Here is a 24,924-nt window from a genome sequence, read left to right as displayed (position 1 = left end):
TGCCAAGAGGTAGTGATGAACAGTTTTTTGCGCAATCTTGTAGGGGGCGTGCTGGTTGCGTCATGTGGCATCGGTGCTGTTCAGGCGCAGACACTGCCAAACAGCACACTCAACAACGGCGCCAGCAGCAACCCCTATAACAGCCCGATCAAGCGCTCCAACCCCAACAGCCGTCAGGGCACCGAGTCAATCACGCCCCGCGCGCCCGGCTCCAATATTGCGCCTCCTGTGCGCAGGCCTACGCTGGAGAACGGCGGTATCGGCAACGGCTACCCCACGCGCCAGAATGCTCCGCGTCCCTCTACGCCGACAACCGACCCCAGCCGCGCCAACTGAATCTTCAACCAAGCGAGCCCGTTTCACCGCGGGACGTCGACTCAATGCATAAGGAAACGCTCATGCTTAGAAAAACCCTGATCGCCACTTGGTGTGCTGCTGCCATTCTGAGCCTGCCGCTGACGGCAAGCGCCGCCCCGGAAACCTACAAAAGCGAACAAGGCACCGTCACGGTCACCCCGGTTGCCGAAGGTCTGGATCACCCATGGGCACTGGCATTTCTGCCTGACAAGCAGGGCATTCTGGTGACGGAGCGCTCCGGCAACCTGCGTATCGTGTCGGCGGACGGCAAATTATCCGAGCCGCTTTCCGGTGTGCCGCAAGTCTGGGCAAGAAAACAGGGTGGGCTGCTCGACGTCGTGCTTTCCCCGGACTTCGCCAAGGACCGCATGGTCTACCTGACCTACTCCGAAGGCAGTGGCAAAACCGCTGCCGAGGGAGATACTGCGGGTACTGCGGCAGGGCGTGGTCGTCTGTCCAAAGACATGACCCGTCTGGAAGACTTCGAGGTTATCTTCCGTCAGCAACCAAAACTCTCGGTGGGCAACCACTTCGGCGCGCGGATGGTATTCGATCGCGACGGTTATCTGTTTATCGCGCTGGGCGAGAACAACGATCGTCCCACTGCGCAAGACCTGGACAAGCTGCAAGGCAAGATCGTACGTATCTATCCGGATGGTAGTGTGCCGAAAGACAACCCTTTTGTCGGGCAGAAAAACGTCCGGCCCGAGATCTGGTCCTACGGCCATCGCAACCAGCAGGGCGCAGCGCTCAACCCGTGGACCGGTACGTTGTGGACCAACGAGCATGGGCCCAAGGGCGGCGATGAATTGAACATCATCGAACGTGGCCAGAATTACGGCTGGCCGATTGCGACCCACGGTATCAATTATTCGGGCGAGCCGATTCCGGAAGCCAAAGGCAAGTTTGTCGAAGGCACAAAAGTACCGTTTCAGGTCTGGGAAGTGTCACCGGGCATCAGCGGTATGGCGTTCTATGACCACAGCCTGTTCAAGGCGTGGGATCACAATCTGTTCATCGGCGCGCTGGCCACTGAGGAATTGATCAGGCTGCAATTTGATGGCGACAAGATCGTTCATGAAGAACGGCTGTTGAAAGGCATGAAACAGCGGATACGCGATGTGCGTCAGGGGCCGGACGGTTACTTGTATTTGTTGACGGATGAAGACAAGGGGAAGTTACTGAAAGTCGGGTTGGCTCAGTAATAACCTGTTAAACCTTTGAAAAAGAAAATTCCCACAATGTAGTGGGAGTTTTCTTATGGTTTCTCGGTGCGATAACTGTTGGGGCAGTCGGATCAGTTATCCTTTGCGTCACGTACCACTTCGCCCGTCTTGGCATCGACGTCGTAGTTCCATTCCACACCCTTGGCGTCTTTCAGTTCGATCTTATAGACCAGGCGGCCGTCGCGTTCTTTTTCCAGCTCGGTATCGTGGACCGTGAAGCCTGTGTGCTTGGCAACGGCCTGCTTGTTGAACTGTTCAAAGTCACCCAATGCCTGAGACTTGTAAAGGCGGATCACTTCATCGGGACCAACGTCGGCCTGGGCGGCATCTGCAACAGCAGTGAGGGCAACAGCGGCGAAGACGGCAGGCATAAGTTTCATAGGGTATTCCTTTCTGATTGATCTGTTTCAATGGATTCGTGACACGCTGATTGGTTCAGCGGTTTTGTTGAATTCAGATTAGCCACACTTACTTAATTCATGCTTAATTATTCCGGTGCGCAACGTTTTTTGCGGTGGCTTCTTTCCCTGATACGTAAGTAGAGTTTTTCCGCGTCATTCGTTTACCGGCAGACCGTCACGCAAAGGTTGAAAAAAACCGGCAGTGAACGTAAAAGGTTGGCCCCCTGCCGGAAGGTGCATCGCGTCTGTCCAGGCACCTGTCCTTGCGGAGTCTGATCGATGAGTACGCCCTACCGACCTGCCATGCGTCATGCCTGGCGATTGTTACCGTTGGGCATGGCTGTTGCCTCGCAGCTAATGGCTGCGGATCCGCTCACTCTGGACGCGGTCAACGTGACCGGGTTCAGCGAACAGGAAGGTGCCAGCGACTATAAAGCTGGTCGGGCGTCGATTTACGGGTTTGATCAGGCTTCGCTGCTGGATACGCCTGCCTCGGTTTCAGTGTTCAGCGAAGCGCTGATCAAGGACCGTCAGGCAAAACTGCTGAGTGACGTGCTGCGCAACGATGCCTCGGTCGGCGACGGCTATGCGCCGGTAGGCTATTACGAAAACTTTGTGGTGCGCGGCTTCTCATTGAACGCGGCCAACAGTTATCGCATCAACGGCCGCAGCATTGCCGGCGAGCAGAACGTGGCGCTGGAGAACAAGCAGCAGGTCGAGTTGCTCAAGGGGCTGTCCGGCTTGCAGAGCGGCGTTTCAGAGCCCGGTGGTGTCATTAACTATCAGACCAAGCGCGCGCAGGATGTCCGGTCGGTAACGGTCTCTACCAACGAACACGGCGAGCGCTACCTCGCGACCGATGTCGGCGGCTGGTTCGGCAGCGAACAGCAGTTCGGGCTGCGCGCCAACCTGGCCCATGAAGACATTCGCTCGTACGTCGAGCACGCCGACGGCCAGCGTGATTTCGCCTCGCTGGCCTTCGACTGGAACATCAGCGAGCGCGCCTTGCTGCAACTCGACATCGAGTATCAGAGCAAAGAGCAGCGCTCTGTGCCCGGTTATCAATTGCTCGGCGGCACGGTGCTGCCTCACGACGCCTCGCCACGCAAGCTGCTGGGCTATCAAAACTGGTCCAATCCGGTGGGCATCGACTCGCTGAACATGAGCGGGCGTTTCGAATACCGGTTCAACGACAGCTGGAAGGGCAGCCTGAGTGCGTCGCGCAGTCGCGTGGTCATTGATGACTACAGCGCCTTTGCGTGGGGCTGTTACGGCTCGGCCAGCTGCGCAGCCGAAGCGGTACCCAACCACTTCAGCGCTGAGGGTGGCTACGACATCTACGACTTCCGCAGCCCGGACGACACGCGCCGTAACGACGAGGTCGAAGCGGCAATGTCCGGTACGTTCAATACCGGATCACTGGGGCACGAGCTGACCTTCGGCACCAGCGCCTACCGCCGCACCGTGGACACGCGCGGGACCTTCAATGAATTCGTCGGCTCGGGCACGATCAACGAGTCGCCTGAATCGGTGGCACCGTCGCCTTTGACACTGCCACATACCGAGCGCCGTCTGGACAGCCGCCAGTACGGGCTGTTTATCACCGACCGGATCAGTTTCAACGAGCACTGGCAGACCGTGCTGGGCGGGCGACAAGTGCGGCTCGACGAGCAGGCGTTTACCGAAGACGGCAGCGACGCAAGACACACCGAGCGTTACGTGTTCCTGCCGCAGGCGGCATTGATCTACAAACCGGTGGACAACGTTTCGCTCTACACCAGCTACAGCAAAGGCCTCTCGCTGGGCGGGACAGCTGCCTGGTTCACTACCAACGCCAGTGAAATTCTTGCGCCCACCGTGTCTCGACAACTGGAAGCGGGTATCAAGTATGACTGGCAGCGTATGAGCCTGACGGCCGCAGTGTTTCAAGCCCGTCAGGCTTACCAGTATTCCAGGCCCAACGATGACGGCACGTTTACCTATGTGCAGCAAGGCGAGCAGAAAAACACCGGGCTTGAACTGGGCGCGAGTGGCTGGGTGACCGACCGCCTGCAGATATCCGCCAGTGCGGCGGCCATCCGGGCGCGAGTCGAGGGCAGCGGCACCGAGGCCTATGACGATCATCAGGCCCTCAATGTGCCCAAATACCGTGGCACCCTGCAAGCGGACTATAGCCTGCCGGTGCCCGGGCTCGCCTTACTCGGCGGGATGCAGTACAGCGCCAGCAAGTACGCTGACCGTGAAGGCTCCGTGCAGGTCAATGACTACACACTGTTCAATATCGGCAGCCGTTACAGCACCCGAATCAGCGGCTACGACACTGTCGTGCGCCTGACCGTCGACAACCTCTTCGACAAACGCTACTGGCGTGATGCCGGGGAGTATCTGGGTGACGACTACCTATTCATGGGCGCACCCAGAACGGCAAGATTGTCGGCCACCGTCAACTTTTAGTGGGCGGGCTCTACTGCACGGAGCGTTGGCACGATCGTCGGGATTCTCGTTCCACACGCTCCAGCGTGGGAGTGCAGTTCACGACGCTCTGCGTCGTCAAGAGGACGCGGAGCGTCCAGAAATGGCATGCGACGCGGAGCGCCGCACGATAGTTGAAGTGATCGTTCCTCACGCTCCAGCGTGGGAGTGCAGTTCACGACGCTCTGCGTCGTCAAGAGGACGCGGAGCGTCCAGAAACGGCATGCGACGCGGAGCGCCGCACGATAGTTGAAGTGATCGTTCCACACGCTCCAGCGTGGGGGAGTGCAGTTCACGACGCTCTGCGTCGTCAAGAGGACGCGGAGCGTCCAGAAACGGCATGCGACGCGGAGCGCCGCACGATAGTTGAAGTGATCGTTCCTCACGCTCCAGCGTGGGAATGCAGTTCACGACGCTCTGCGTCGTCAAGAGGACGCGGAGCGTCCAGAAATGGCATGCGACGCGGAGCGCCGCACGATAGTTGAAGTGATCGTTCCTCACGCTCCAGCGTGGGAGTGAAGTTCATGACGCTCTGCGTCGTCAAGAGGACGCGGAGCGTCCAGAAACGACATGCGACGCGGAGCGCCGCACGATAGTTGCGATCATCGTTCCCGCTACAGGCCTCAGCTCCGTATCAGTGCGCCCGCAAGCTTTGCTATTCTTCGCGCCCTGTGAGCGCCAGGCGCTTTTTTCAGCCATGTTTCGGGGGCTTCATGACGGCCATCGTTCAATCCACTCCCCAGCCCTTCAGCAGAGCCGACTACAAGACCCTGGGTCTTGCGGCGCTGGGTGGCGCGCTGGAAATCTACGACTTCATTATCTTCGTATTCTTTGCGCTGACCCTCAGCCAGCTGTTTTTTCCGCCCGACATGCCCGAGTGGCTGCGTCTGCTGCAAAGCTTCGGGATCTTCGTGACAGGCTATCTCGCACGCCCGCTGGGCGGCATTCTGATGGCGCATTTTGCCGACCGGCTGGGACGCAAGCGGGTGTTCAGCCTGAGTATTCTGATGATGGCCCTGCCTTGTCTGCTGATCGGCATCATGCCCACCTACGCACAGATTGGTTACTGGGCGCCGCTGGTGCTGCTGGCGTTACGCATTCTGCAGGGCGCAGCGGTCGGCGGCGAGGTACCCAGTGCCTGGGTCTTCGTGGCAGAGCACGCACCCCAGGGGCATCGCGGCTACGCACTCGGGGTTTTGCAAGCCGGTCTGACGTTTGGATACCTGCTCGGTGCGCTGACCGCAACATGGCTGGCAAGGGTCTTCAGCCCGGGTGAGATCCTTGACTGGGCGTGGCGCATTCCGTTTCTGCTTGGCGGCGTTTTCGGTGTAGTGGGCGTCTGGCTGCGTCGCTGGCTGAACGAAACGCCAGTGTTCATCGCAATGCACGCCCAGCGTGAAAACCTGCCTGCACTGCCGCTTGGCCAGGTCCTGCGCGATCATCGCCAATCCTTGCTGCCTGCCGCGCTGTTGACGTTTGTGCTGACGTCCGCGGTGGTCGTGCTGGTGGTGATTACCCCGACGGTCATGCAGCAGCGCTTCGGGATCAGCGCCAGCAATACCTTCGCCCTGAGCGCAGTGGGCATCGTCTTCCTCAATATCGGCTGCGTGCTGGCAGGCATGCTGGTTGACCGCATCGGTGCGTGGCGCGGGGTCATCATCTACAGCCTGCTGCTGCCGCTGGGTATAGGCGTGCTTTACGCCAGCCTCATCCAGCAATGGATGCCGCTGGGTATCGCCTACGCCATTGCAGGGCTGGCCTGCGGGGTTGTCGGCGTGGTGCCTTCGGTGATGGTCGGACTGTTCCCTGCGAACATTCGTGTGTCAGGCATCTCGTTCACTTACAACATTGCCTACGCTTTTTGGGCGAGTACCACGCCATTGCTGCTCATCGCGCTGATGCCCTGGAATATCTGGGTTTGCGTGCTTTACAGCCTGGTCATGGGGATTGTGGGTCTGACGACCGCAGCGGTATTCGGCCTGCGCCGGGGTGTAGTGGTAGATGACCTTGCAACCGGCAGAAGCGGATAGCGCCAAGCCTGTTCCTGCTGGCGCGCCTCTTTCTCGCACTCAGCCGCTCATCTCTGTGGGCGGTTTTCGCAAATGAAACATATCAAGAAAGTTCCTCAAGTCAGGCGCTGTCAATTGTAACAAGTGATTGTAATTCTGTTTGCTCAAGTCTATCTTGCGCCCCTCTATATTATTTTTATTTATTGAGCTGGTGTGCTCTTGCCTGCCACGATTCCAACGTGGCTCGGCTGGCGGGTTATTTATGATTTCATTAAATTGATAGTCGTAATTTTTCTGTATTTTCTGTAGGAGATTTCTTCAGTCGTTTATTAATTAACGATTATTCTTACAGGTCTTTGTTTTTGGCAAGGTTTTGGTTTTTATTCGGGTTTAATGAAAAACAATACTAAATAAAATGATTTCTGTGCCGATTTACTTTTTAGGTCATGGAAGACGAGTGTAAGAAACATCCTACAAATTTGCTCTAGGGCAAAATGATGGCAAGGGGAAGTAGTATGGAGGTGACAATGAGAGAGCAAGAGGTTCTTGGCCTGCTGTTGCAGGGCTGTACGAACAAGGAAATCGCCAGGCAGCTCCGTATCAGTGACTATACGGTTCGCGATCACGTGTCTTCGCTACTAAGAAAGAGCCGTGTAAAGACCCGTGTCGAGCTTATGGCGCGTTGTGTTTCTATCTTGCTTCCGGGAAAAAGTAACCGACCCCCTACATCTGTCGGATTGCGTAACGAGTCAGCACATACATAATGTGTCTTGTCACAGAATATATCTTGTCAGGGCGATCAGCGTTATCGGGATAGCGCCCCAAGGTCAATAATCTCAATGTTGCACTACGGTTGCTTTTCGGTGTTCGGCTATCTGGCTGCCCGGAACAGGGGATTTCTGAAGTTCGTCCTTACGGCAAACCGTAAAGAATAAAAAGGAGCAATCATGACTGTTTGTTTTGTTCGGGGCCGGTCTGAGTCCGATCAGTCATTGCGGTTGGATCCGCATCGGCCCGGTTTGAATCTCACAACAGACTTCCATCGCCTGGCAACCCGTCAGTCGGCACTTTCGGTGACGCAACTTGCCGAGCAACAGCAAAAACTGTCCGGCCCCGTTGGCCTGTTTGCCAAACTCTGCCGACAGGTTCGCTCGCATGGACGCCAGGCCCCGTTGATCGAAGAGGTCGAGCGGCTTGAGGGGCGCAAGCGCAAGTGGCTGGCCGAGCAGGCTGTACAGTTCATCCTGGGCTTGCACGGCCGCCGGCCAGCGGTCGACAACCCGTTCAAAGGCCTGTTGCGCGAAGACCTGTGTTGCATCGTGTTCGATGACGCATCGCTGCACACGCTGGTCGAGCGTTACACTGCCGGTGAAGCACTGCGGCACCAGGACAGTGAGTACTTCGTCAAACTCATTGCCACCACACGGAACACAGTCGAGCGACGAATCGTCTTCCACGGCCTGCTCGAACACTTCGACCGATTACTGCCGATCGAAAAGAGCATCTACCCGCTCAATTATCGCACCACCCAGCTTGCCCATCTGGAGCAGGATGAACCGCCCCGGGTTTCTCGGAGACTCCAACCTTTGAGAGGATGGAGCGATGAAAAAACTACCGAAGTATTCCCCAGAGGTCCGTGAGCGGGCCATCAGGATGGTTTTCGAACACCTTCCTGAGTACGAGTCGCAGTGGGCCACCATCAGTGCCATTGCCCCCAAGATCGGCTGCACGCCCGAGACATTACGGCTGTGGGTTCGCCAATCTGAGCGCAACAGCGGCCAGCGTGATGGGCTGAGCACAGTCGAACGTGAGCGAGTCAAGCTCTTGGAGCGTGAGAACCGTCAGTTGCGTCAAGCTAACGAGATCTTGCGTAAGGCCTCAGCCTATTTTGCCCAGGCGGAGCTCGACCGCCCATTCAAACGATGAAGACGTTTATTGATGAAAACCGCCAGTCTTACGGGGTCGAGCCGATTTGCAAGGTGTTGCCAATCGCCCCGTCGACGTACTACCGGTACGCTGCTCAGCAGGCTGACCCCAGCCAGCAGTCAGCGCGTGCGCAGCGTGACCAGGAACTGGGTGAGCACATCCAGCGAGTCTGGGATGAGCACTTCCAGGTATATGGCGTGCGCAAGGTCTGGCGACAATTGCTGCGTGACGGACTGCAAGTCGCCCGCTGTACGGTGCAACGTCTGATGGGAGAGCTGGGCCTGCAAGGCGTGGTACGCGGCAAGCCCGTCAAGACGACGGTCAGCGACCAAGCCAGGCCGTGCCCGCAGGATCATGTCAACCGTCAGTTTGTGGCTGAGTGCCCGAACGCCCTATGGGTATCGGACTTTACCTACGTCAGTACCTGGCAGGGTTTTGTTTACGTGGCCTTCATCATTGATGTCTTTGCCCGATTCATCGTCGGTTGGAAGGTGTCCAGTTCAGCGCGTACCGATTTTGTACTCGATGCACTGGAGCAAGCCCTTTACGCCCGTCGCCCAGTCAAGCAGGGTGGACTCATTCACCACAGTGACCGTGGCGTGCAGTACGTGTCCATTCGCTATACCGAGCGTCTTGTCGAAGCCGGTATTGAGCCATCGGTCGGGAGTGTCGGTGACTCTTACGACAATGCTTTGGCTGAGACCATCAATGGTCTTTACAAGGCTGAAGTGATTCATCGACGCTCTTGGCCCACACGGGGGGCGGTGGAGCTGGAAACCCTGAAATGGGTGGACTGGTTCAATCACCGCCGCCTGCTGGAGCCAATCGGTCATATTCCACCGGTCGAAGCAGAAGCAATCTATTATCAGCAACTCACCGAGTCTGCCCAGGTGGCATGACTCAAACAAAAGGGTCTCCGAGAAACCCGGGGCGGTTCAGTATTATTGAGGGAAGCGCTTTAACAACGACACGGCTGGATCAGGGTTTTATTCGTTTTATCACGGACAAAGACTACGGTGCCCTTGGTCACAACCACTTTGAGTTCATGGAAAAAGTCATCAATCGTTTTTCGACGTCGGGGGAAAGGGACCAGCAACTTGGACCTGACTATGCTACCTATAAAAGCCAGAAAAACGACTACATTAGAACTCTGTCAAAGGAAAAGTACGCCCCTGGCGAGGGTGACATTCGGGAAACCGGCATACCCGCTCAAAAAACCACAAAACCCAAGGAAATCACCCTGGAAAGCCTGCGAGAAGACATGCGCAACTCGTTCATGAAGGCGATGGGCATCAAGAACTTCTCATCCCTGTTTGACGTTCTGTTCAAGAACCGGCGTTGACCGGTCAGGCATCGGCACTCAGTGGCTGGAGCTCTGACGGCATATCCTGAGCGCTGGCCACGCAGTTGCGACCGGTGCTTTTGGCGAGGTACAGCGCCTTGTCTGCTTCGTGCAACCAGGATGAGGCATCCGGCAGTTCAGGAGAGTAGGCGGCTATGCCGATACTGAGGCTGACCTTGAGATCGCGCTGCAGAGAGTAGGTCATTTCATCTATCGCCAGACGCGTGCGCTCCAGGATTTCCCGCGCTTGAAACAAGTGGGTGTCCGGCAGAATGACGCAGAACTCATCCCCGCCACAACGTCCGATCAGATCCGAGTCACGCAGGTTTTCCATCAGTGCTTCACTGATGTTCTGCAGCACTGTATCGCCCATGAGGTGGCCATAGGTATCGTTGATGACTTTGAAATGGTCAATGTCGATCAGTGCGATGACGCACTGCTGATGCTGGTTCTGGCTTTTTACGTACTCCAGATCAAGCAGGTCTTTCCATGCGCCATGATTGAGCAGTCCAGTGAGGCTGTCGGTGCGGCTTATTTTGCGCAGGATGTTGCGATGCTCCCAGAGCTTCAGGGTGACCTGATGGCTCATCCAGCCGATGAAAATAGGGTAAATCACCAGTACGGGAAGGCAGGCGTAGATCTGTGCCATGTTGCCATGCAGATTGACAGCAGGGTTGAGCAAGGCCAGCGAGATCAGTACACCCAGTGCCTGTGCGCACAAGCCTTGCAGCATCAGGCGTGGCCCGGCAGCAGCCATGTTATGCATGGCCATCATCGCGATGACCGTAACGCCGGGAACGGCACTGAAGCCCATCGCGCCAATCCAGAACCCGCCCATCAGCGAATCGAAGAGCAGATTGCGCCATTCAGCCTGATAGGGTTCGCGCGACTTTTTCGCAATCTGGTAAGCAACATGTGGCCAGACCAAGGCATTGAGCAGTGCCAGCGTCCAAAGCCAGTGTGCGGCATTCACGTAATACAAAGACACAGCGACAGTAATAAAGCCAACGCTGACACCGAGAGATCTCGGCGCGTAGATCCGCTTGGCGAATGCCAGTCCCTTGCGGTGATATGAGCTCATAGTTCCTTACCGGACATAACGTCTTGAATCGGTCAGAAACCATGACTCCTTGACCGAAAGGCTGGAGTTTGAGCGTTCGACAGTGTCATGGGAAGAGCATTTTGCAGTGCTGTGTCAATTAGCTGCACATTGGGAAGGCTTGCATGTTTCGGAGTCAATTAACTGACAAAAACAGCCAGGAAACAGGTTCAAAAATATGACGAAACACACAAGCAGCGGCACACTGGAATAACCGGGCAGTGTAGTTGCGTCTTTGCAAAAGTACTGCCCGGTGACATCCGGCTAATCGAGCCGGGCCAGGTTATGCGGCTGCCTTGTTTTTCTGAATCCCGGTCATCCAGGCGACAGCAATGGCCAGCAATGCAACGACGGCTGCGACATATCCAACTGCATTCAGGCCCAGATGCTCAATGGTCAGACCGCCAATGATCGATCCCAGACCTATACCTGCGTTGGCGGCCGAGACGTTCAAGGTTCCTGCCAGTGCCTGAGCCTGCGGTGCCGCTTTCATCACCCTGATCTGACAGATAGGGAACAACGCTGTGTGGGCAATACCCCAAATCACCAGCACCACGGCCAGTAACGGCATCGAGCCTGCGGCAGGTACGCTTGCGGTCATGCCCAGCGCCAGCAGCAGCGCAAACACCATGGTTGAGCCCAGCGGGCTGCGGTCCACATACCGGCCACCCAACGCATTGCCGATCAGGCCGACTGCACCAAAGCCCATTAACCACCAACCTACTTGAGCCGACTCGATACCTGCGATGCGTTCCAGCGTATCTGCCAGGTAGGTGTAGGCGCCAAACATGGCAGTGAACAGCAAAATGGACAGTAGCAGGTTGGCGAGGAACAGCGGATCTCGCAGGATTTTTGCCTGCTCGGCGAGGCCTACCTTTGCGGTAGGTTCAATACGTGGCATCGACAACGCCAGCAGCACTGCCATTAATGCAGACAGCAGCGTCAGCGCCCAGAACGCGCCGCGCCAGCCCACTGCATCGGCAAATACTGTGCCCAGCGGGATGCCGAACAGCATGGCTGCAGAGATACCGAGGTAGACCTGCGCCACAGCCTTGCCAGCGCGCTTCGGTCCGGCCAGCAGGCTTGCGGTTTCACTGGCGGTGCCCCAGAACACCGGCAACGCCAATGCTGGAATGAATCGCGCCAGTGCCAGTACCCAGATGTTGCTCGACACCGCAGCCAGAGCGTTGGAGGCCGCGAAAATCAGCAGGATGACGATGAACGTACGCTTGCGGTCCAGGTGCGAAAGCATGGCTGTCAGCGGCGGGCCAAACAGCATCACCGTGAAGGCGAATAGCGTGACCAGCAAACCGGCAGTAGAAATGGAAATTCCCAGATCGCGGGCCAGTGAAGGCAGCAGTCCTATGATGAGAAATTCAGTGGTAACGATTACGAAGCCAGCCAGCGCCAGGATCGCGATGGACAAGCCAGCACCGGTCGAGCTTTCGCTCTTGGTGCCGGAGGCGGCAGTTTCCAGAGACGGCATGATACGAACCCATAAAAAATAAGTTCGCCAGCTTATTGCAGAAAATGATTCCTATCTTTGGCAAATATTCCGTACATTGTGGACTTAAATTCACTAATTGGTCTTCCATGTGCTGTCCACTGACCGCCTCAAGGGCATCGAAACGTTTGTCGCCGTTGCCAATGCTGGGAGCTTTACGGCAGCCGCTGACCGCTTGAGTCTGACTAATTCCGCAGTCAGCAAAAGCGTTGCACGCCTGGAAAGCCGCCTGGGCATGCGTCTGTTCGAGCGCACTACCCGAAGTCTGGCGCTGACCGAGGAGGGTGCGGCCTATCATGCGGTATGCACGCGCATGCTTGCCGACCTGGAGGCTGCCGAAACCGCGCTGGCGGCGCAGCTTACAGAGCCCGCCGGACAACTGCGTATCGATCTGCCTGCGACCTTTGGTCGTTTGCACGCGCTGCCGCTGATCCTCGCCTTCACCGGGCAGCATCACAAGCTGCGTCCGCGGATAACCTTCACTGATCGTTTCGTTGACATTCTTGAGGAAGGTATCGACCTGGCCGTGCGCATCGGCGGTCCTGCTGTCTGGCCAGCGGGCGTGGCGCACCGTTACCTGGGCACCGAGCGGGTGATCTTTTGTGCTGCACCGGCTTATCTGGAGCGCCACGGCGTACCGACGACGTTCGAGGACCTTGCCAGTCACGCATGTATTCTGTTTGGTCGTGGCGATGGCAGCACCAGCCCTTGGTTGTTTGTTGACGACCAAGGGCAGCGTGAGGCTCGCGCTGTCGAAGCGCGGCTGGTTATCGGCAACGGCGAAGCCCAGGTGGCTGCGGTGACTTCGGCGTGGGGCATTGCGCAGCTGGCGACCTGGCTGATCAGGGAGCAGTTGCAGCGTGGCGAGTTGGTGGAGATCCTTCCACAACTGGCCACTGACGGTTTGGCGCTGCATCTGGCCTGGCCGCGCAACCGCGAGTCATTGCCCAAGGTGCAGGCGCTGGTCGAGCGACTGTCAGAGGCGTTGCGGGTGGATTAAGCCATACTGGTCAGAGCCACCCGATGCTCGAATCATTCGCCTATGACGGCCTTCACCAGCGCTGCGTGTTCCTTCGGGTTTTTCGCGTTGGAGACCACGTTGAGCACGGCTGCGCGGGCACCCGAAGCGGCAATGATCGATGTGCTCAGAACCTGGGCGTCGCTCATGGTCGCGGAGGTATCCAGCTGCCGTACACCCAGACCGTTCTTCTTGACGATCTTCTTGTCACCCAGCTTTTTGAAGTCTTTGTAGCCGGTACTCTGCTGGGCAAGTATCCCGGTGACCAGGCCATCAAGCACTACGCCGTCGTTGTCGCTGGCCTGCACGCCCATTGGCATAGGCGTCTCGGTAACGATTAGCACGCGCTTTTCAGCGGCATTGGTGTAGAGCGCACCCGTCACCCCCTGAGCCTTGGCCTTCGCGTCAATCTCGGGCATCTCGCCCTGCACGTAGCCCGCAGGAATGGTAAACGCCAGTTTGCCACCCAGCAGCGAAGCCTTTTGTACCGCAGCGGCAGCAGGCGCGGCGGCCTGGGGCTTGGTCGCGGCCTGAACGCTGACCATGCTCTGGCAGGCTGCCAGTGCGACACACACAACGATTGCCTTGAAACCGAAAGACCGCATGGAAATTCCTTTTTTGTCTGTTAAATGGAGATGTATCGAGGCCTGTGTGCCCGAGGAATGTGAGTGGCCCGGCAGGTAAAAGTGCCCATAAAAAAACGGCCAGCAGGATCACTCCGGCTGGCCGTCCTTTATTGCGTTTCGCTTACTCGGCGATCTGCAGTTTGCGCGACTCGGTATAGACGTAACGCACTTTCTCGTACTCGAATGGCGAGTTCAGCTGGCCATAACGGAAGCTGGTGACATACCGGCGATCAATCGCACGCAGCACGGTGATTTCCGGATGGTCGTCGCTGACTTCGGCAACGTTCAGGAAGTTGATCTGGTTTTCAGCCGTGTAGTCAAACAGCATACCGCCCGTGTCACGCAGGTTCGATGGACCGAACAATGGCAACACCAGATAAGGGCCGGCAGGAACACCATAAAAGCCCAGCGTCTGGCCGAAGTCTTCGCTCTGGCGCGGCAGGCCCATCATGGTCGCCGGGTCCCAAAGACCGGCGATGCCGATGGTGGTGTTGAGCAGCAGACGACCGGTTGTGTCCAGCGAACGCTCACCCTTGAACTGCAGCAGGCTGTTCAGCAGGTTGGAGACGTCGCCCAGGTTGCTGAAAAAGTTGCTCACGCCGCTGCGCACGAAGCCGGGTGTGATGTAGCGATAGCCGTCCACGACCGGCAGGAACACCCATTCATCAAAGCGGTAGTTGAAGTGGTACACCCGACGGTTCCAGGATTCCAGCGGGTCGTAGACTTCCAGCGCGTTAATGGAGGCGCGCTCGAATTCACGCTGATCCAGCCCCGGGTTGAATTGCAGCGACTTCAGCGGCTGGGTGAAACCGTCAGCATCGGTCTGACGGGCCACAGTAGCCGGGTGTTGAGCCTTGTTGCTGGTATCCGCGTCAGCGGCCTGGACTGTGCCGGCACAGAGCAGAGCGGCAAGAAGTAAAAGACGTTTAGCCACGGAAAAACTCCAGCATGGCGTCGGTGTTGACGCGGTAATTAAGGTTGCCGCAATGCCCGCCGTACGGATAAACGGTCAGACGATCCCCGAAGGTCTTGCGCAGGAAGCCCAGATCACCCGAGCCCAGAATCACATCGTCAGCGTTGTGCATGACGGCAATCTTGGTGTTGCTGTGCAGGTAATCCTTGAGTGCGTAAAGACTGACCTGGTCGACCAGTTGCAGCAGGCTACCGCCGTCAGTGCGGGCGCGCCACATCGGAATGACCTGTTCGGTCAGGTAGCAATCGAAGTCGCATTGCAGGGCACGCTTGAGGAACGGCGTCAGGCTGGTGCCTTCAGAGATAGGGAATTTTGGTGGCGTGATCAGGCCGCGGCGGTTGATCAGGTCCGAGGTGAACGCGATGTCGGCCGACGAGAAGCGGAACGAGGTACCGATCAGCATCGCCATCTGCTCATTGGTCAGGTGCTGCTTGGACTGCTGAAAGTCGAACAGCAGTGCATCGTTGAGGTCGATGTAACCCTTTTGCCGGAAGTAACGGGTCAGCTTGGCCAGCACCAGCTCGTAGAACGTGGTGGTGTTGTTGATGCCCTTGACGTTGGTCTGCACCAGTTTGTCGAGGTTGCTGATCGAGGTGTAAAGGTTGACCGGCGGGTTGAGCAGCAGCACTTTCTTGAAGTTGAAGCTGCGGCGGGTTTCATCCAGTTTGCTGACGAAGGCGGCATTCAGTGCGCCGAGGCTGTAACCGGTCAGGTAATAGTCGGTCACCGGCAGTTGCGCCTGCTGGGCACGAATGGCCTGCATGACGCGATAAATGTCTTCTGCGTCGTCGGTGGAGACGCCAGGAGTGGCGAAGCGCGAGGCCGAGCTCATGAAGTCATAGCTGGTGGGCGAAGACAGCTGCACCACGTGGTAGCCCGCGCCGTAATAGAGTTTTTTCAGGAATTCATTGATGGTGCTGTTATACGGCGCGCCTGTGCCGGCAATCAGGAAGATCAGCGGGGCGGCATGGTCCTGCTTCGCCAGGCGATAGTGCAGCTTTTTTACCGCCCAGAAGTTGTCCGGCAGGGTGAACTCGCGCTCGGGATGCAGGTTCAGGGTGTAGACGTCCTGATCGATGTCTTCATCGTCAGGCAGATCGGGGCGCAGATCAGGCGGTGTGGTCGCAATGGTCGCTTCAAACGGATTAGTCAGCGGGTAGCCATAGATGGCAGAGTCGACGGTGGTTGCCAGAGCGGACGCACTTAAACACAAGCCACCTATAACGGTAGCGAAGCGCAGAAAACGGAGCATGACTAAATCCCTTGGGAAAGAAGTGCTGATGAGATACGCAGGCTATGACCAAGGTGTAGTGCCAAAGTGCCGCATCCACCGGTTAACCGTGTAAATTATGACGGAACAATACACGTTCTTTGGATTTTGCAATGCAGTTATGCGGTTTATTTTTCGCAGGCGACGTAGATTGGCTCGGTTTGACCATACAGGCGGGGGACTGACTGCCGCTACATGCCGCTACGCTGCAGCTTCCTGGGGACGAAAAACACAAAGGAGAGCCGTAGCTCTCCTCCAATGTGTTTTACCTGCTCTTTTTATTGTTGTAGGGCGGCCTGTTATTGTTGTTGGCGGCCAGTCCCTTTACAGCGTTGTTGGGCGACCCCCATTCGGGGTCAAGAGCAAACGTATTTTTTTGAGCGCTGACTCGCTTTAATCACCTGTCTGCACAACATCGTGATCCCACCGGTTCGGGAGCTACCTGAAGGTAGTTTTATTGTTCTCTGTCCGGTCGCGAGGCCTTTCACCGAAAGGTCCCTGTAAAGCTGATCCACTCCAAAAAAATCTGTTAGCTGCGCCTCTGTCCGTTTTGTTCTTGTTATGTCAGAGCCGTTACGTCTTGTTTTTATTGGTTTGCCGCTTCGTTTCTTGTTTTTGTTGTACAAGAGAGATAGCAGAAGCTGTGCCAACTTTTCAAAGTGCTTTTAAAACAAAGATTTAGCTGTTCTGCGGGAAGAGGTGAGTGGGCTGCGCTGGAAAAACTGTTCCCGTGTTACCCGTTCGGGCCGGTGGATGTGAGTCGGCGGTAACACATCCTGTTTCGTTTTATAAAACGAGCAGGCTGAGACGTTTTTCAGCAGCGCTTGTCGCTGATGACTGCATGTTGTCGTTTCCCGTTGCCCGAGTGTCGTAGCCAGAGCATGTCTGCTTGCCCGGCAGGTTGATGATGACGGTGGCAATTTGCTGCGTGTCACTGCGCGTGGCGGCGATCAGAGCGCAGCGTGCCCCGAAACTGGACGCTCAGCGTTATACATCAGCCCCGGAGAGCCCGGGAAGTGATGCTTTCAAGCTTCTGCCCGCAGGGCGTGGGAGCGAACTTGTTCGCGAAAGGGCCGGTACAATCTCTGAATATGCATCGTCTGAGATACAGCCTTCGCGAACAAGTTCGCTCCCACGGCCTTCAGCCAGCATCACAAGCAACGTGTGTATGACGATGAGAGCCAAGCGTGGGTGTGCGCTTGAAAACAACGTTGACGAAGCCCGACAACCGTCGGTGCAGACTTCCGGGGAAGCGACAATGATGATGCGAAAAATACTGGGGGCGGGTGCCGCTCTGGTGCTTGCTGTCAGCTCCACGCTGGCGATTGCTGAAACCAAGACCCTGACCATCGGCTATGTGGAAGGCTGGTCCGACAGCGTCGCCACCACCTTCGTGGCTTCCGAAGTGATCAAGCAGAAGCTTGGCTACGACGTCAAACTGCAATCGGTCGCGGCCGGGATCATGTGGCAGGCCGTGGCCACCGACAAGCTCGACCTGATGTTGTCTGCCTGGCTTCCGGGCACTCACGGCGAGTACTACACCAAGTACAAGGATCAGGTCGTCAACTACGGGCCCAACTTCAAGGACGCCAAGATCGGCCTGATCGTGCCTGAATACGTGAAAGCCAAAACCATCGAAGACCTCAAGACCGATGCTTCCTTCAACAAGAAGATCACGGGGATCGATGCCGGTTCAGGGGTTATGCTCAAGACAGATCAGGCCATCAAGGATTACGGTCTGGACGGTTACAAACTGCAGGCGAGTTCCGGCGCAGGCATGATTGCCGAACTGACTCGTGCGGAGAAAGCGCAGAAAGCCATCGTCGTCACCGGCTGGGTGCCGCACTGGATGTTCGCCAAGTGGAAACTGCGTTTCCTGGAAGACCCTAAAGGCGTTTACGGTGCAGCTGAAACCGTCGACAACGTCGCCAGCCTTGGCCTGGAGAAAAAAGCCCCCGAGGTCGTGGCCTTTCTGAAAAAATTCCAGTGGGCATCCAAGGATGAAATCGGTGAAGTGATGCTGGCGATTCAGGACGGTGCCAAACCTGAAGCCGCTGCCAAGGACTGGGTAGCCAAGCACCCGGATCGGGTCGCCGCATGGACCGCTAAATAGTTCTGCAGCCCTCTGCAAAAGCCGTTTCAAGGCCGTCTGGTGCCATCGCCAGACGGCCTTTGCCTTTTCTGGATTACGGTATTTTCTGCACAGGCTGACTTGTGGCGGACCTGTGCCGTGCAAAGAGGTTCATCTGCGGCTAGTGTCGTTCTAATACTAAGGTCGTCTGGAGTGCGCGCCGGACCCGACTAAAGTGCGTTACGTGACATCTCATCTGTGCTGCGAGGACAAAAACAATGAACGACAGCATTTACCTCTCGATTCAAAACAGCCCGCGTTTCAAGGAGCTGGTATCCAAAAGAGAGCGGTTCGCCTGGATTCTCTCGGCGATCATGCTTGGCCTGTATGCGGCCTTTATTCTTTTGATTGCGTACGGACCCCATATTCTGGGGGCCAAGTTGAGCCCGACTTCAACCATTACCTGGGGAATGCCGATAGGCGTAGGGCTGATCCTCTCCGCGTTTGTGCTGACCGCCATCTATGTTCGCCGTGCCAATGGTGAATTCGATGATTTGAACAACGCCATCCTGAAGGAGGCTCAGCAATGATCCGGCGCCTATCAGCAGCACTTGGCCTGGCCACATTCGCGCCGACTCTCTGGGCGGCAGACGCATTGACGGGCGCCGTGCAGAAGCAACCCCTTAACATCGCCGCGATTGTCATGTTCGTGGTATTCGTCGCCTTCACGCTGTACATCACCTACTGGGCGTCGAAAAAGAACAAGACCGCGTCGGACTACTACTCGGCAGGCGGCAAGATCACCGGTTTCCAGAACGGTCTGGCAATTGCCGGTGATTACATGTCGGCAGCGTCCTTTCTGGGTATTTCCGCACTGGTCTACACCTCCGGCTACGACGGCCTGATCTACTCGATCGGCTTTCTGGTGGGCTGGCCGATCATTCTGTTCCTGATCGCCGAACGCTTGCGTAACCTGGGTAAATACACATTTGCCGACGTTGCGTCGTATCGCCTCAAGCAAAAGGAAATTCGCACCTTGTCCGCCTGCGGCTCGCTGGTGGTAGTGGCGTTCTACCTGATTGCGCAAATGGTCGGTGCCGGCAAGCTGATCCAGCTGCTGTTCGGTCTGGACTACATGGTTGCGGTGGTACTGGTCGGCATCCTGATGTGCCTTTACGTATTGTTCGGCGGCATGCTGGCCACTACCTGGGTGCAGATCATCAAGGCGGTCATGTTGCTGTCCGGTGCGTCGTTCATGGCCCTGATGGTTATGAAACACGTTAACTTCGACTTCAACATGCTGTTCTCCGAGGCGATCAAGGTTCACCCTAAAGGTGAAGCGATCATGAGCCCTGGCGGTCTGGTGAAAGACCCGATTTCAGCGTTCTCGCTGGGTCTGGCGCTGATGTTCGGTACTGCTGGCCTACCGCACATTCTGATGCGCTTCTTCACCGTGAGCGATGCCAAGGAAGCCCGCAAGTCCGTGCTGTACGCAACCGGCTTCATCGGCTACTTCTACATCCTGACCTTTATCATCGGTTTTGGCGCGATCCTGCTGGTCAGCACCAACCCGGCGTTCAAGGATGCAGCGGGTGTTTTGCTGGGCGGTAACAACATGGCAGCGGTTCACCTGGCCGATGCTGTCGGTGGCAGCCTGTTCCTGGGCTTCATCTCGGCAGTCGCCTTCGCCACCATTCTGGCAGTGGTTGCCGGTCTGACCCTGGCAGGTGCTTCGGCGGTCTCCCATGACCTGTATGCCAGCGTGATCAAAGCGGGCAAGGCCAACGAGAAAGACGAGATCCGTATCTCGAAAATCACCACCATTGCGCTGGCAGTCGTGGCGATCCTTCTGGGTATTGCCTTCGAAAGTCAGAACATCGCGTTCATGGTGGGTCTGGCGTTCTCGGTCGCTGCAAGCTGCAACTTCCCGATCCTGCTGCTTTCCATGTACTGGAAAAACCTGACCACCCGTGGCGCCATGATTGGTGGCTGGATGGGCCTGATCAGCGCCGTGGTGCTGATGATCCTGGGGCCAACCATCTGGGTGCAGATACTGCATCACGAGAAAGCCATTTTCCCTTACGAATACCCGGCGCTGTTTTCTATCGCCATCGCCTTCGTAGGTATCTGGTTCTTCTCCATCACCGACAAGTCGAAAGCGGCAGAGGGCGAGCGCGCCTTGTTCTACCCGCAATTCGTCCGGTCACAAACAGGCCTGGGTGCCAGCGGTGCGGTTTCGCACTAAGTGCTGAAGCAGTAAATGAAGCAGCCTTCGGGCTGCTTTTTCATGGGCCATAAAAAAGCCCCGCCTGGAGAGGCGGGGCTTTTGCCTGTTGCTTGAAGCAACAGGTTATATCTTGCCGAGCAATACCAGAATCAGCAGGATCACCAGGATAGTACCGATGATGCCCGACGGACCGTAGCCCCAGCTGCGCGAGTGCGGGAATACCGGCAGACCGCCAACCAGCAACAGAATCAGAACGATGATAAGAATAGTGCCGATGCCCATGATGAGTTCCCTCTTTCATTTAAGTTAGTTAACAGATGCAGTACAGAATTTCATACCCAACGGCACTGAATTTGCCTGCTTGACTCATCGGACTACGGCCACTCGGGAAAGGTTTCATCTATTTTTAATAATTTCTTACATATCTAAAAAATCATTAAAATCATGGACTTGATGTGTTTTTGTCCGACAATAATTCGGGTCTAGTTGATGGAAAGTGCCTGAAATGATCTTAAAAATCATTGAACTAAATGACGTGAAAATTCTCCGCTGATTTGCACAGATGACCTGATTGAAATCCAGCAGGGGGCGCGCAGATGTTTTATCGAGTGGCGGCAGATGCCGTGGTCGCGTTTCATCTACTGTTCATCGTATTCGTGCTGTTCGGCGGTCTGCTGGTAGTGAGCAGGCCGTGGCTGGCATTACTACACGTTCCGGCAGTTGCGTGGGGGGCTGCGGTTGAGTTTCTGCATCTGTACTGCCCACTGACACCGCTGGAAAACACACTGCGCCGCACAGCCGGTGAGCAAGGATATGACGGCGGCTTCGTCGAGCATTATCTGATTCCGCTGATCTACCCTGTCGGGCTTACGCCGGGCATACAGCTGTGGCTGGGGGGCATTGTGCTGTTGGTCAATGTGTCGGTGTACGGCCTGTTATTGATGCGTTTCGTATCACGCGTGCGGCATTCATGAGCTTCGGGTTTGCTCCAGGCATTCAGCGCCTTGATGGTGGGATTGTAGGGCCCCGGCTGTGATTACACTCAGGCAACTCCTGCACATCACAAGGCACTCGGCTATGCAAAACCGCATCATGATTACTGGCGCCGGCTCAGGTCTGGGTCGTGAAATTGCACTGCGCTGGGCGCGCGAAGGCTGGCGGCTGGCGCTGTCGGACATCAACGATGCCGGTCTGCAGGAGACCCTGACGCTGGTGCGCGAGGCGGGTGGTGACGGGTTCGTTCAGCGTTGCGATGTTCGCGATTACAGTCAGCTCACGGCGTTTGCTCAGGCATGTGAAGAGCGACTGGGCGGCATCGACATCATCGTCAACAACGCGGGCGTGGCATCGGGTGGCTTCTTCAACGAGCTGTCGCTGGAAGACTGGGACTGGCAGATCGCGATCAACCTGATGGGGGTCGTCAAAGGCTGCAAGGCGTTTTTGCCTATGTTGCAGGCCAGCAAAGGCAAAATCATCAACATTGCGTCGATGGCCGCGTTGATGCAGGCCCCGGCGATGAGCAATTACAACGTCGCCAAGGCAGGGGTTGTGGCACTTTCCGAAAGCCTGCTGGTTGAAGTGCATGATCAGGGCGTCGCCGTGCATGTGGTTTGTCCGTCGTTCTTTCAGACCAACTTGCTGGATTCGTTTCGAGGCCCGACGCCTGCCATGAAAGCGCAGATCGGCAGACTGCTGGAGAAGTCACCGATCACTGCCGCAGATATTGCCGACTACATCTTCAGGCAAGTAGCCGCAGGCGAGTTCATGATCCTGCCCCACGAGGAAGGCCGAATGGCCTGGGACCTGAAGCGCAACCAGCCACAGGCGATGTATGACGAAATGACCATCATGTGCGCAAAGATGCGCGCCAAGGCGCAGAAAGGGCATGCCTGACACAGCTCAAAAGCGGACGCGAGCATCTCACTATCGTGCGACGTTTCGGGCCGGAATGCCGTTGCGTACGTTGACTATCGTGCGACGCTCCGCGTCGCATGCCGTTCCGGATGCTCTGCGTCCTCTTGAGCGACGTGTTCAAGGTCATCAGGGTCATGACCGCGCTGTTTTCTGATAGGGTTACGCCCCTCTTTTAAGCCCCTTTCAGCGAGTCCATCGTGCTCAATTACCTGTGGTTCTTTCTCGCAGCCCTGTTCGAGATATTCGGCTGCTATGCCTTCTGGCTATGGCTGCGCCAAGGCAAAAGCGCGCTGTGGGTCATTCCGGCACTCATCAGCCTGACACTGTTCGCGCTGTTGCTGACACGTGTGGAAGCGGCCTATGCAGGGCGAGCCTATGCGGCGTATGGCGGGATTTACATCGTCGCGTCGATTGCCGGCTGGGGCTGGTCGAGCGGGTCAGGCCGCTGGGTACGGACTGGCTGGGGCTGGCTTTCTGCGTGATCGGCGCCACCATCATCCTGCTGGGGCCGCGCTGGTCTGCTGCATGAAAACTGCGGCTGCCAGCGATATTTCCTACAGATTTAGCTAGAAAGTAAGACCCTTCCTTCAGTCTTTTCCGATGCGTTTGAAGGGCGTTACTGATTTGCCATCAGCGCATTGAAGCGCTCGGTTTCGCGATGCACCCTGCCTTTTTGCGCAACGAGAAGGGTGGGAAAAATGCTGGTACTGACGCGGGAAATTGGTGAAACGTTTTCAATCGGTGATGACATCACCGTGCAGATTCTGGGTATCAACGGCAATCAGGTGAGGCTCGGGATCAATGCCCCGAAAGACATCAAGGTTCACCGAGCCGAGGTCTACAAGCGCATCGCCAACAAACTTTCGCAACAAGCGACAACGCCGCTTCAATAGGCGACGTTGTTCGCCTCATTGAAAAACCGATTCAGGCCCGCCCAAGGTTATTGAAAAAACTCCTTGGGCACATCGTGCTTGAGCATCAACTGACATTGCTGACTCTCAAGATCGAAAAAGATCACCGCCTGGCCTTTGGTCAGCGCATGTCGCACACGCAGCACGCGGGTTTGCAGAGGTGTTTCGTCGCCATTATCGGTGCCCTCACGGGTGACGAAATCCTCGATCAGGCGGGTGAGGGTGTCGGGTTCCAGTTGGTCGTAGGGGATCAGCATGGCGGTTCTCGTGTCGATGAGCAGCGATGATAGAACTGCGGTGCCAGGCACCGCAATTCACAGGCCCTCAACTTTCCTCGCGATTCTGCCCGATCAGGCTGTCGACCGGTGGCACACGGGTGTCGGATTCCATCTGCGCATCATGTTCGATCTGATGGCTGAACCGCTCCAGTGAACTCTGGGCCGGTTTGGCATCGCTGGCGAACACAGGTGGGCTCAATATGTAAGCACCCAGCAGTTTGCTCAGCGCTGCCAGGCTATCGATGTGCGTGCGCTCATAACCGTGAGTCGCGTCGCAGCCGAAGGCCAGCAGGGCCGTGCGTATGTCGTGCCCTGACGTCACTGCCGAATGCGCATCGCTGTAGTAATAGCGAAACAGGTCACGGCGTACCGGCAGTTCGTTCTCTACGCCCAGACGCAGCAAGTGGCGGGACAGATGGTAGTCGTACGGACCGCCCGAGTCCTGCATCGCCACGCTCACCGCGTGCTCGCTGGAGTGCTGGCCCGGTGCAACCGGCGCGATGTCGATACCGACGAACTCGCTCACGTCCCAAGGCAGTACGCCCGCTGCGCCCGTACCGGTTTCTTCGGTGATGGTGAACAGCGGGTGGCAATCGATCAACGGCTCTGCACCGCTGTCGACAATGGATTTCAGCGCCGCAAGCAGCGCCGCGACACCGGCCTTGTCATCCAGATGGCGTGCACTGATGTGACCGCTCTCGGTGAACTCCGGCAGCGGGTCGAACGCCACAAAGTCGCCGATACCGATGCCCAGCGATTCGCAGTCGGCACGTGTGGTGCAATAGGCATCCAGACGCAGCTCGACGTGGTCCCAACTGATCGGCATCTCGTCGACGGCGGTATTGAACGCATGACCGGACGCCATCAACGGCAGAACGCTGCCACGAATCACGCCCGTGTCGGTGAATACACTGACACGGCTGCCCTCGGCAAACCGGCTTGACCAGCAACCGACTGCCGCCAGTGCCAGGCGGCCGTTGTCTTTGACTTCCCGAACGCTGGCACCGATGGTGTCCAGGTGCGCCGATACCGCACGGTCAGGGCTATTCTGCTTGCCCTTGAGGGTGGCGCGGATCGTGCCGCGGCGGGTCAGTTCGAACGGGATGCCCAGTTCTTCAAGACGCTCGGCCACGTAACGCACGATAGTGTCGGTAAAACCGGTCGGGCTTGGAATCGCGAGCATTTCCAACAAAACTTTCTGCAGGTATTTCAGATCCGGATCGGGGATATTTGCAGGGGTCATGGATGCTCCTTATGGAACAGTTGCAAGCCACAAGGCCGCAAGGGCTGATAGCCCTTT

Annotated in this window: 23 protein-coding genes, 2 pseudogenes and 1 other annotated feature; of the genes and pseudogenes, 16 read left to right on the top strand and 9 right to left on the bottom strand. The window is 56.9% G+C overall.

Features of this window, described 5'->3' with window-relative positions; genetic code table 11:
* Positions 1-15: 15 nt before the first annotated feature.
* Both AC4ANE_RS20475 and AC4ANE_RS20470 read left to right on the top strand, forming a co-directional pair.
* Positions 16-336, top strand: coding sequence for a hypothetical protein (locus AC4ANE_RS20475; protein ID WP_002552537.1), 321 nt, complete (start codon positions 16-18; stop codon positions 334-336).
* A 62-nt stretch (positions 337-398) separates the two neighbouring features.
* Positions 399-1,562: a PQQ-dependent sugar dehydrogenase gene (locus AC4ANE_RS20470; RefSeq protein WP_002552538.1), complete on the top strand. Its 1,164-nt coding sequence runs from the start codon at positions 399-401 to the stop codon at positions 1,560-1,562.
* A 92-nt stretch (positions 1,563-1,654) separates the two neighbouring features.
* Here the strand turns inward: AC4ANE_RS20470 and AC4ANE_RS20465 are convergent, their stop codons facing one another.
* On the bottom strand, positions 1,655-1,963 hold the full coding sequence (locus AC4ANE_RS20465; protein ID WP_002552539.1) for a PepSY domain-containing protein: 309 nt from the start codon (positions 1,961-1,963) through the stop codon (positions 1,655-1,657).
* A gap of 300 nt (positions 1,964-2,263) precedes the next feature.
* Here AC4ANE_RS20465 and AC4ANE_RS20460 point away from each other — a divergent pair, with 300 nt between their 5' ends.
* From AC4ANE_RS20460 to AC4ANE_RS20435, 6 genes and pseudogenes are all read left to right on the top strand, one after another.
* Entirely contained in the window at positions 2,264-4,438 is a 2,175-nt protein-coding gene (locus AC4ANE_RS20460; protein WP_031596402.1) for a TonB-dependent siderophore receptor, read from the top strand.
* 731 nt (positions 4,439-5,169) lie between these two features.
* Positions 5,170-6,486, top strand: a complete 1,317-nt coding sequence (locus tag AC4ANE_RS20455; RefSeq protein WP_002552541.1) for an MFS transporter — start codon at positions 5,170-5,172, stop codon at positions 6,484-6,486.
* Positions 6,487-6,959: 473 nt separating this feature from the next.
* Positions 6,960-7,229: a helix-turn-helix domain-containing protein gene (locus AC4ANE_RS20450; protein WP_004657623.1), complete on the top strand. Its 270-nt coding sequence runs from the start codon at positions 6,960-6,962 to the stop codon at positions 7,227-7,229.
* A 183-nt stretch (positions 7,230-7,412) separates the two neighbouring features.
* Positions 7,413-8,105: a hypothetical protein gene (locus AC4ANE_RS20445; protein ID WP_460408492.1), complete on the top strand. Its 693-nt coding sequence runs from the start codon at positions 7,413-7,415 to the stop codon at positions 8,103-8,105.
* A protein-coding gene (locus tag AC4ANE_RS20440; RefSeq protein WP_095178853.1) for an IS3-like element IS51 family transposase occupies positions 8,068-9,290 on the top strand; the annotation gives its coding sequence in 2 pieces (ribosomal slippage) (positions 8,068-8,353 and positions 8,353-9,290; 1,224 coding nt in all). The genes AC4ANE_RS20445 and AC4ANE_RS20440 overlap by 38 nt, the downstream gene beginning before the upstream one ends.
* Positions 8,346-8,462, top strand: a sequence feature (AL1L pseudoknot). Its footprint overlaps the gene before it by 117 nt.
* 41 nt (positions 9,291-9,331) lie before the next feature.
* Positions 9,332-9,733, top strand: a pseudogene (locus tag AC4ANE_RS20435) (hypothetical protein); the annotation flags it as partial.
* 4 nt (positions 9,734-9,737) lie between these two features.
* On the opposite strand, the gene AC4ANE_RS20430 reads toward AC4ANE_RS20435, so the two are convergent.
* Together AC4ANE_RS20430 and AC4ANE_RS20425 are read right to left on the bottom strand one after the other, a co-directional pair.
* On the bottom strand, positions 9,738-10,814 hold the full coding sequence (locus tag AC4ANE_RS20430; protein WP_002552545.1) for a diguanylate cyclase: 1,077 nt from the start codon (positions 10,812-10,814) through the stop codon (positions 9,738-9,740).
* A 301-nt stretch (positions 10,815-11,115) separates the two neighbouring features.
* Positions 11,116-12,318: an MFS transporter gene (locus AC4ANE_RS20425; protein ID WP_002552546.1), complete on the bottom strand. Its 1,203-nt coding sequence runs from the start codon at positions 12,316-12,318 to the stop codon at positions 11,116-11,118.
* 109 nt (positions 12,319-12,427) lie between these two features.
* Between AC4ANE_RS20425 and AC4ANE_RS20420 the strand changes: the two genes are divergently transcribed.
* On the top strand, positions 12,428-13,336 hold the full coding sequence (locus tag AC4ANE_RS20420) for a LysR family transcriptional regulator (protein WP_002552547.1): 909 nt from the start codon (positions 12,428-12,430) through the stop codon (positions 13,334-13,336).
* Between the two features lie 32 nt (positions 13,337-13,368).
* Here the strand turns inward: AC4ANE_RS20420 and AC4ANE_RS20415 are convergent, their stop codons facing one another.
* The 3 genes from AC4ANE_RS20415 to AC4ANE_RS20405 form a co-directional block, all read right to left on the bottom strand.
* On the bottom strand, positions 13,369-13,959 hold the full coding sequence (locus AC4ANE_RS20415) for a DcrB/PsbP domain-containing protein (RefSeq protein ID WP_002552548.1): 591 nt from the start codon (positions 13,957-13,959) through the stop codon (positions 13,369-13,371).
* 142 nt (positions 13,960-14,101) lie between these two features.
* Positions 14,102-14,914 (bottom strand): MlaA family lipoprotein, encoded by an 813-nt coding sequence (locus AC4ANE_RS20410; protein ID WP_005733992.1) that lies wholly within the window; start codon positions 14,912-14,914, stop codon positions 14,102-14,104.
* Positions 14,907-16,205, bottom strand: coding sequence for a serine/threonine protein kinase (locus AC4ANE_RS20405; RefSeq protein ID WP_031598501.1), 1,299 nt, complete (start codon positions 16,203-16,205; stop codon positions 14,907-14,909). Before AC4ANE_RS20405 ends, AC4ANE_RS20410 begins: the two co-directional genes overlap by 8 nt.
* Positions 16,206-17,481: 1,276 nt before the next feature.
* On the opposite strand from AC4ANE_RS20405, the gene AC4ANE_RS20400 reads away from it, so the two are divergent.
* From AC4ANE_RS20400 to AC4ANE_RS20390, 3 genes are all read left to right on the top strand, one after another.
* Positions 17,482-18,336, top strand: a complete 855-nt coding sequence (locus AC4ANE_RS20400) for a glycine betaine ABC transporter substrate-binding protein (protein WP_002552551.1) — start codon at positions 17,482-17,484, stop codon at positions 18,334-18,336.
* A 236-nt stretch (positions 18,337-18,572) separates the two neighbouring features.
* On the top strand, positions 18,573-18,884 hold the full coding sequence (locus tag AC4ANE_RS20395) for a DUF485 domain-containing protein (RefSeq protein ID WP_002552552.1): 312 nt from the start codon (positions 18,573-18,575) through the stop codon (positions 18,882-18,884).
* Positions 18,881-20,539, top strand: coding sequence for a cation acetate symporter (locus AC4ANE_RS20390; RefSeq protein WP_031597943.1), 1,659 nt, complete (start codon positions 18,881-18,883; stop codon positions 20,537-20,539). The genes AC4ANE_RS20395 and AC4ANE_RS20390 overlap by 4 nt, the downstream gene beginning before the upstream one ends.
* 105 nt (positions 20,540-20,644) lie before the next feature.
* Here AC4ANE_RS20390 and AC4ANE_RS20385 read toward each other — a convergent pair whose 3' ends face one another.
* Positions 20,645-20,803, bottom strand: a complete 159-nt coding sequence (locus AC4ANE_RS20385; RefSeq protein WP_002552554.1) for a DUF3309 family protein — start codon at positions 20,801-20,803, stop codon at positions 20,645-20,647.
* Positions 20,804-21,117: 314 nt separating this feature from the next.
* On the opposite strand from AC4ANE_RS20385, the gene AC4ANE_RS20380 reads away from it, so the two are divergent.
* From AC4ANE_RS20380 to csrA, 4 genes and pseudogenes are all read left to right on the top strand, one after another.
* A complete protein-coding gene (locus AC4ANE_RS20380; protein ID WP_002552555.1) occupies positions 21,118-21,495 on the top strand; it encodes a DUF2784 domain-containing protein in 378 nt (125 codons plus the stop codon).
* A gap of 103 nt (positions 21,496-21,598) precedes the next feature.
* Positions 21,599-22,414 (top strand): SDR family oxidoreductase, encoded by an 816-nt coding sequence (locus tag AC4ANE_RS20375; protein WP_002552556.1) that lies wholly within the window; start codon positions 21,599-21,601, stop codon positions 22,412-22,414.
* 218 nt (positions 22,415-22,632) lie between these two features.
* Positions 22,633-22,964, top strand: a pseudogene (locus AC4ANE_RS20370) (YnfA family protein).
* A gap of 169 nt (positions 22,965-23,133) precedes the next feature.
* Positions 23,134-23,328, top strand: coding sequence for a carbon storage regulator CsrA (csrA, locus tag AC4ANE_RS20365; protein ID WP_002552557.1), 195 nt, complete (start codon positions 23,134-23,136; stop codon positions 23,326-23,328).
* A gap of 47 nt (positions 23,329-23,375) precedes the next feature.
* Here csrA and AC4ANE_RS20360 read toward each other — a convergent pair whose 3' ends face one another.
* Together AC4ANE_RS20360 and AC4ANE_RS20355 are read right to left on the bottom strand one after the other, a co-directional pair.
* Entirely contained in the window at positions 23,376-23,603 is a 228-nt protein-coding gene (locus AC4ANE_RS20360; protein ID WP_002552558.1) for a YheU family protein, read from the bottom strand.
* 67 nt (positions 23,604-23,670) lie between these two features.
* Positions 23,671-24,867, bottom strand: a complete 1,197-nt coding sequence (locus tag AC4ANE_RS20355; protein ID WP_002552559.1) for an osmoprotectant NAGGN system M42 family peptidase — start codon at positions 24,865-24,867, stop codon at positions 23,671-23,673.
* Positions 24,868-24,924: the final 57 nt, after the last annotated feature.

The sequence above is a fragment of the Pseudomonas sp. Pme6b genome (assembly GCF_058129925.1).
Note: the sequence above shows the minus strand (reverse complement) of the source record. Positions and strands in the feature narration are given on the sequence as shown.

Excerpts from the sequence above, each read along its gene's own strand:
- AC4ANE_RS20475 (WP_002552537.1), top strand. The coding sequence starts at position 16 with ATGAACAGTTTTTTGCGCAATCTTGTAGGGGGCGTGCTGGTTGCGTCA.
- AC4ANE_RS20470 (WP_002552538.1), top strand. The coding sequence starts at position 399 with ATGCTTAGAAAAACCCTGATCGCCACTTGGTGTGCTGCTGCCATTCTG.
- AC4ANE_RS20465 (WP_002552539.1), bottom strand. The coding sequence starts at position 1,963 with ATGAAACTTATGCCTGCCGTCTTCGCCGCTGTTGCCCTCACTGCTGTT.
- AC4ANE_RS20460 (WP_031596402.1), top strand. The coding sequence starts at position 2,264 with ATGAGTACGCCCTACCGACCTGCCATGCGTCATGCCTGGCGATTGTTA.
- AC4ANE_RS20455 (WP_002552541.1), top strand. The coding sequence starts at position 5,170 with ATGACGGCCATCGTTCAATCCACTCCCCAGCCCTTCAGCAGAGCCGAC.
- AC4ANE_RS20450 (WP_004657623.1), top strand. The coding sequence starts at position 6,960 with ATGATGGCAAGGGGAAGTAGTATGGAGGTGACAATGAGAGAGCAAGAG.
- AC4ANE_RS20445 (WP_460408492.1), top strand. The coding sequence starts at position 7,413 with ATGACTGTTTGTTTTGTTCGGGGCCGGTCTGAGTCCGATCAGTCATTG.
- AC4ANE_RS20430 (WP_002552545.1), bottom strand. The coding sequence starts at position 10,814 with ATGAGCTCATATCACCGCAAGGGACTGGCATTCGCCAAGCGGATCTAC.
- AC4ANE_RS20425 (WP_002552546.1), bottom strand. The coding sequence starts at position 12,318 with ATGCCGTCTCTGGAAACTGCCGCCTCCGGCACCAAGAGCGAAAGCTCG.
- AC4ANE_RS20415 (WP_002552548.1), bottom strand. The coding sequence starts at position 13,959 with ATGCGGTCTTTCGGTTTCAAGGCAATCGTTGTGTGTGTCGCACTGGCA.
- AC4ANE_RS20405 (WP_031598501.1), bottom strand. The coding sequence starts at position 16,205 with ATGCTCCGTTTTCTGCGCTTCGCTACCGTTATAGGTGGCTTGTGTTTA.
- AC4ANE_RS20400 (WP_002552551.1), top strand. The coding sequence starts at position 17,482 with ATGATGATGCGAAAAATACTGGGGGCGGGTGCCGCTCTGGTGCTTGCT.
- AC4ANE_RS20395 (WP_002552552.1), top strand. The coding sequence starts at position 18,573 with ATGAACGACAGCATTTACCTCTCGATTCAAAACAGCCCGCGTTTCAAG.
- AC4ANE_RS20390 (WP_031597943.1), top strand. The coding sequence starts at position 18,881 with ATGATCCGGCGCCTATCAGCAGCACTTGGCCTGGCCACATTCGCGCCG.
- AC4ANE_RS20385 (WP_002552554.1), bottom strand. The coding sequence starts at position 20,803 with ATGGGCATCGGCACTATTCTTATCATCGTTCTGATTCTGTTGCTGGTT.
- AC4ANE_RS20380 (WP_002552555.1), top strand. The coding sequence starts at position 21,118 with ATGTTTTATCGAGTGGCGGCAGATGCCGTGGTCGCGTTTCATCTACTG.
- AC4ANE_RS20375 (WP_002552556.1), top strand. The coding sequence starts at position 21,599 with ATGCAAAACCGCATCATGATTACTGGCGCCGGCTCAGGTCTGGGTCGT.
- csrA (WP_002552557.1), top strand. The coding sequence starts at position 23,134 with ATGCTGGTACTGACGCGGGAAATTGGTGAAACGTTTTCAATCGGTGAT.
- AC4ANE_RS20360 (WP_002552558.1), bottom strand. The coding sequence starts at position 23,603 with ATGCTGATCCCCTACGACCAACTGGAACCCGACACCCTCACCCGCCTG.
- AC4ANE_RS20355 (WP_002552559.1), bottom strand. The coding sequence starts at position 24,867 with ATGACCCCTGCAAATATCCCCGATCCGGATCTGAAATACCTGCAGAAA.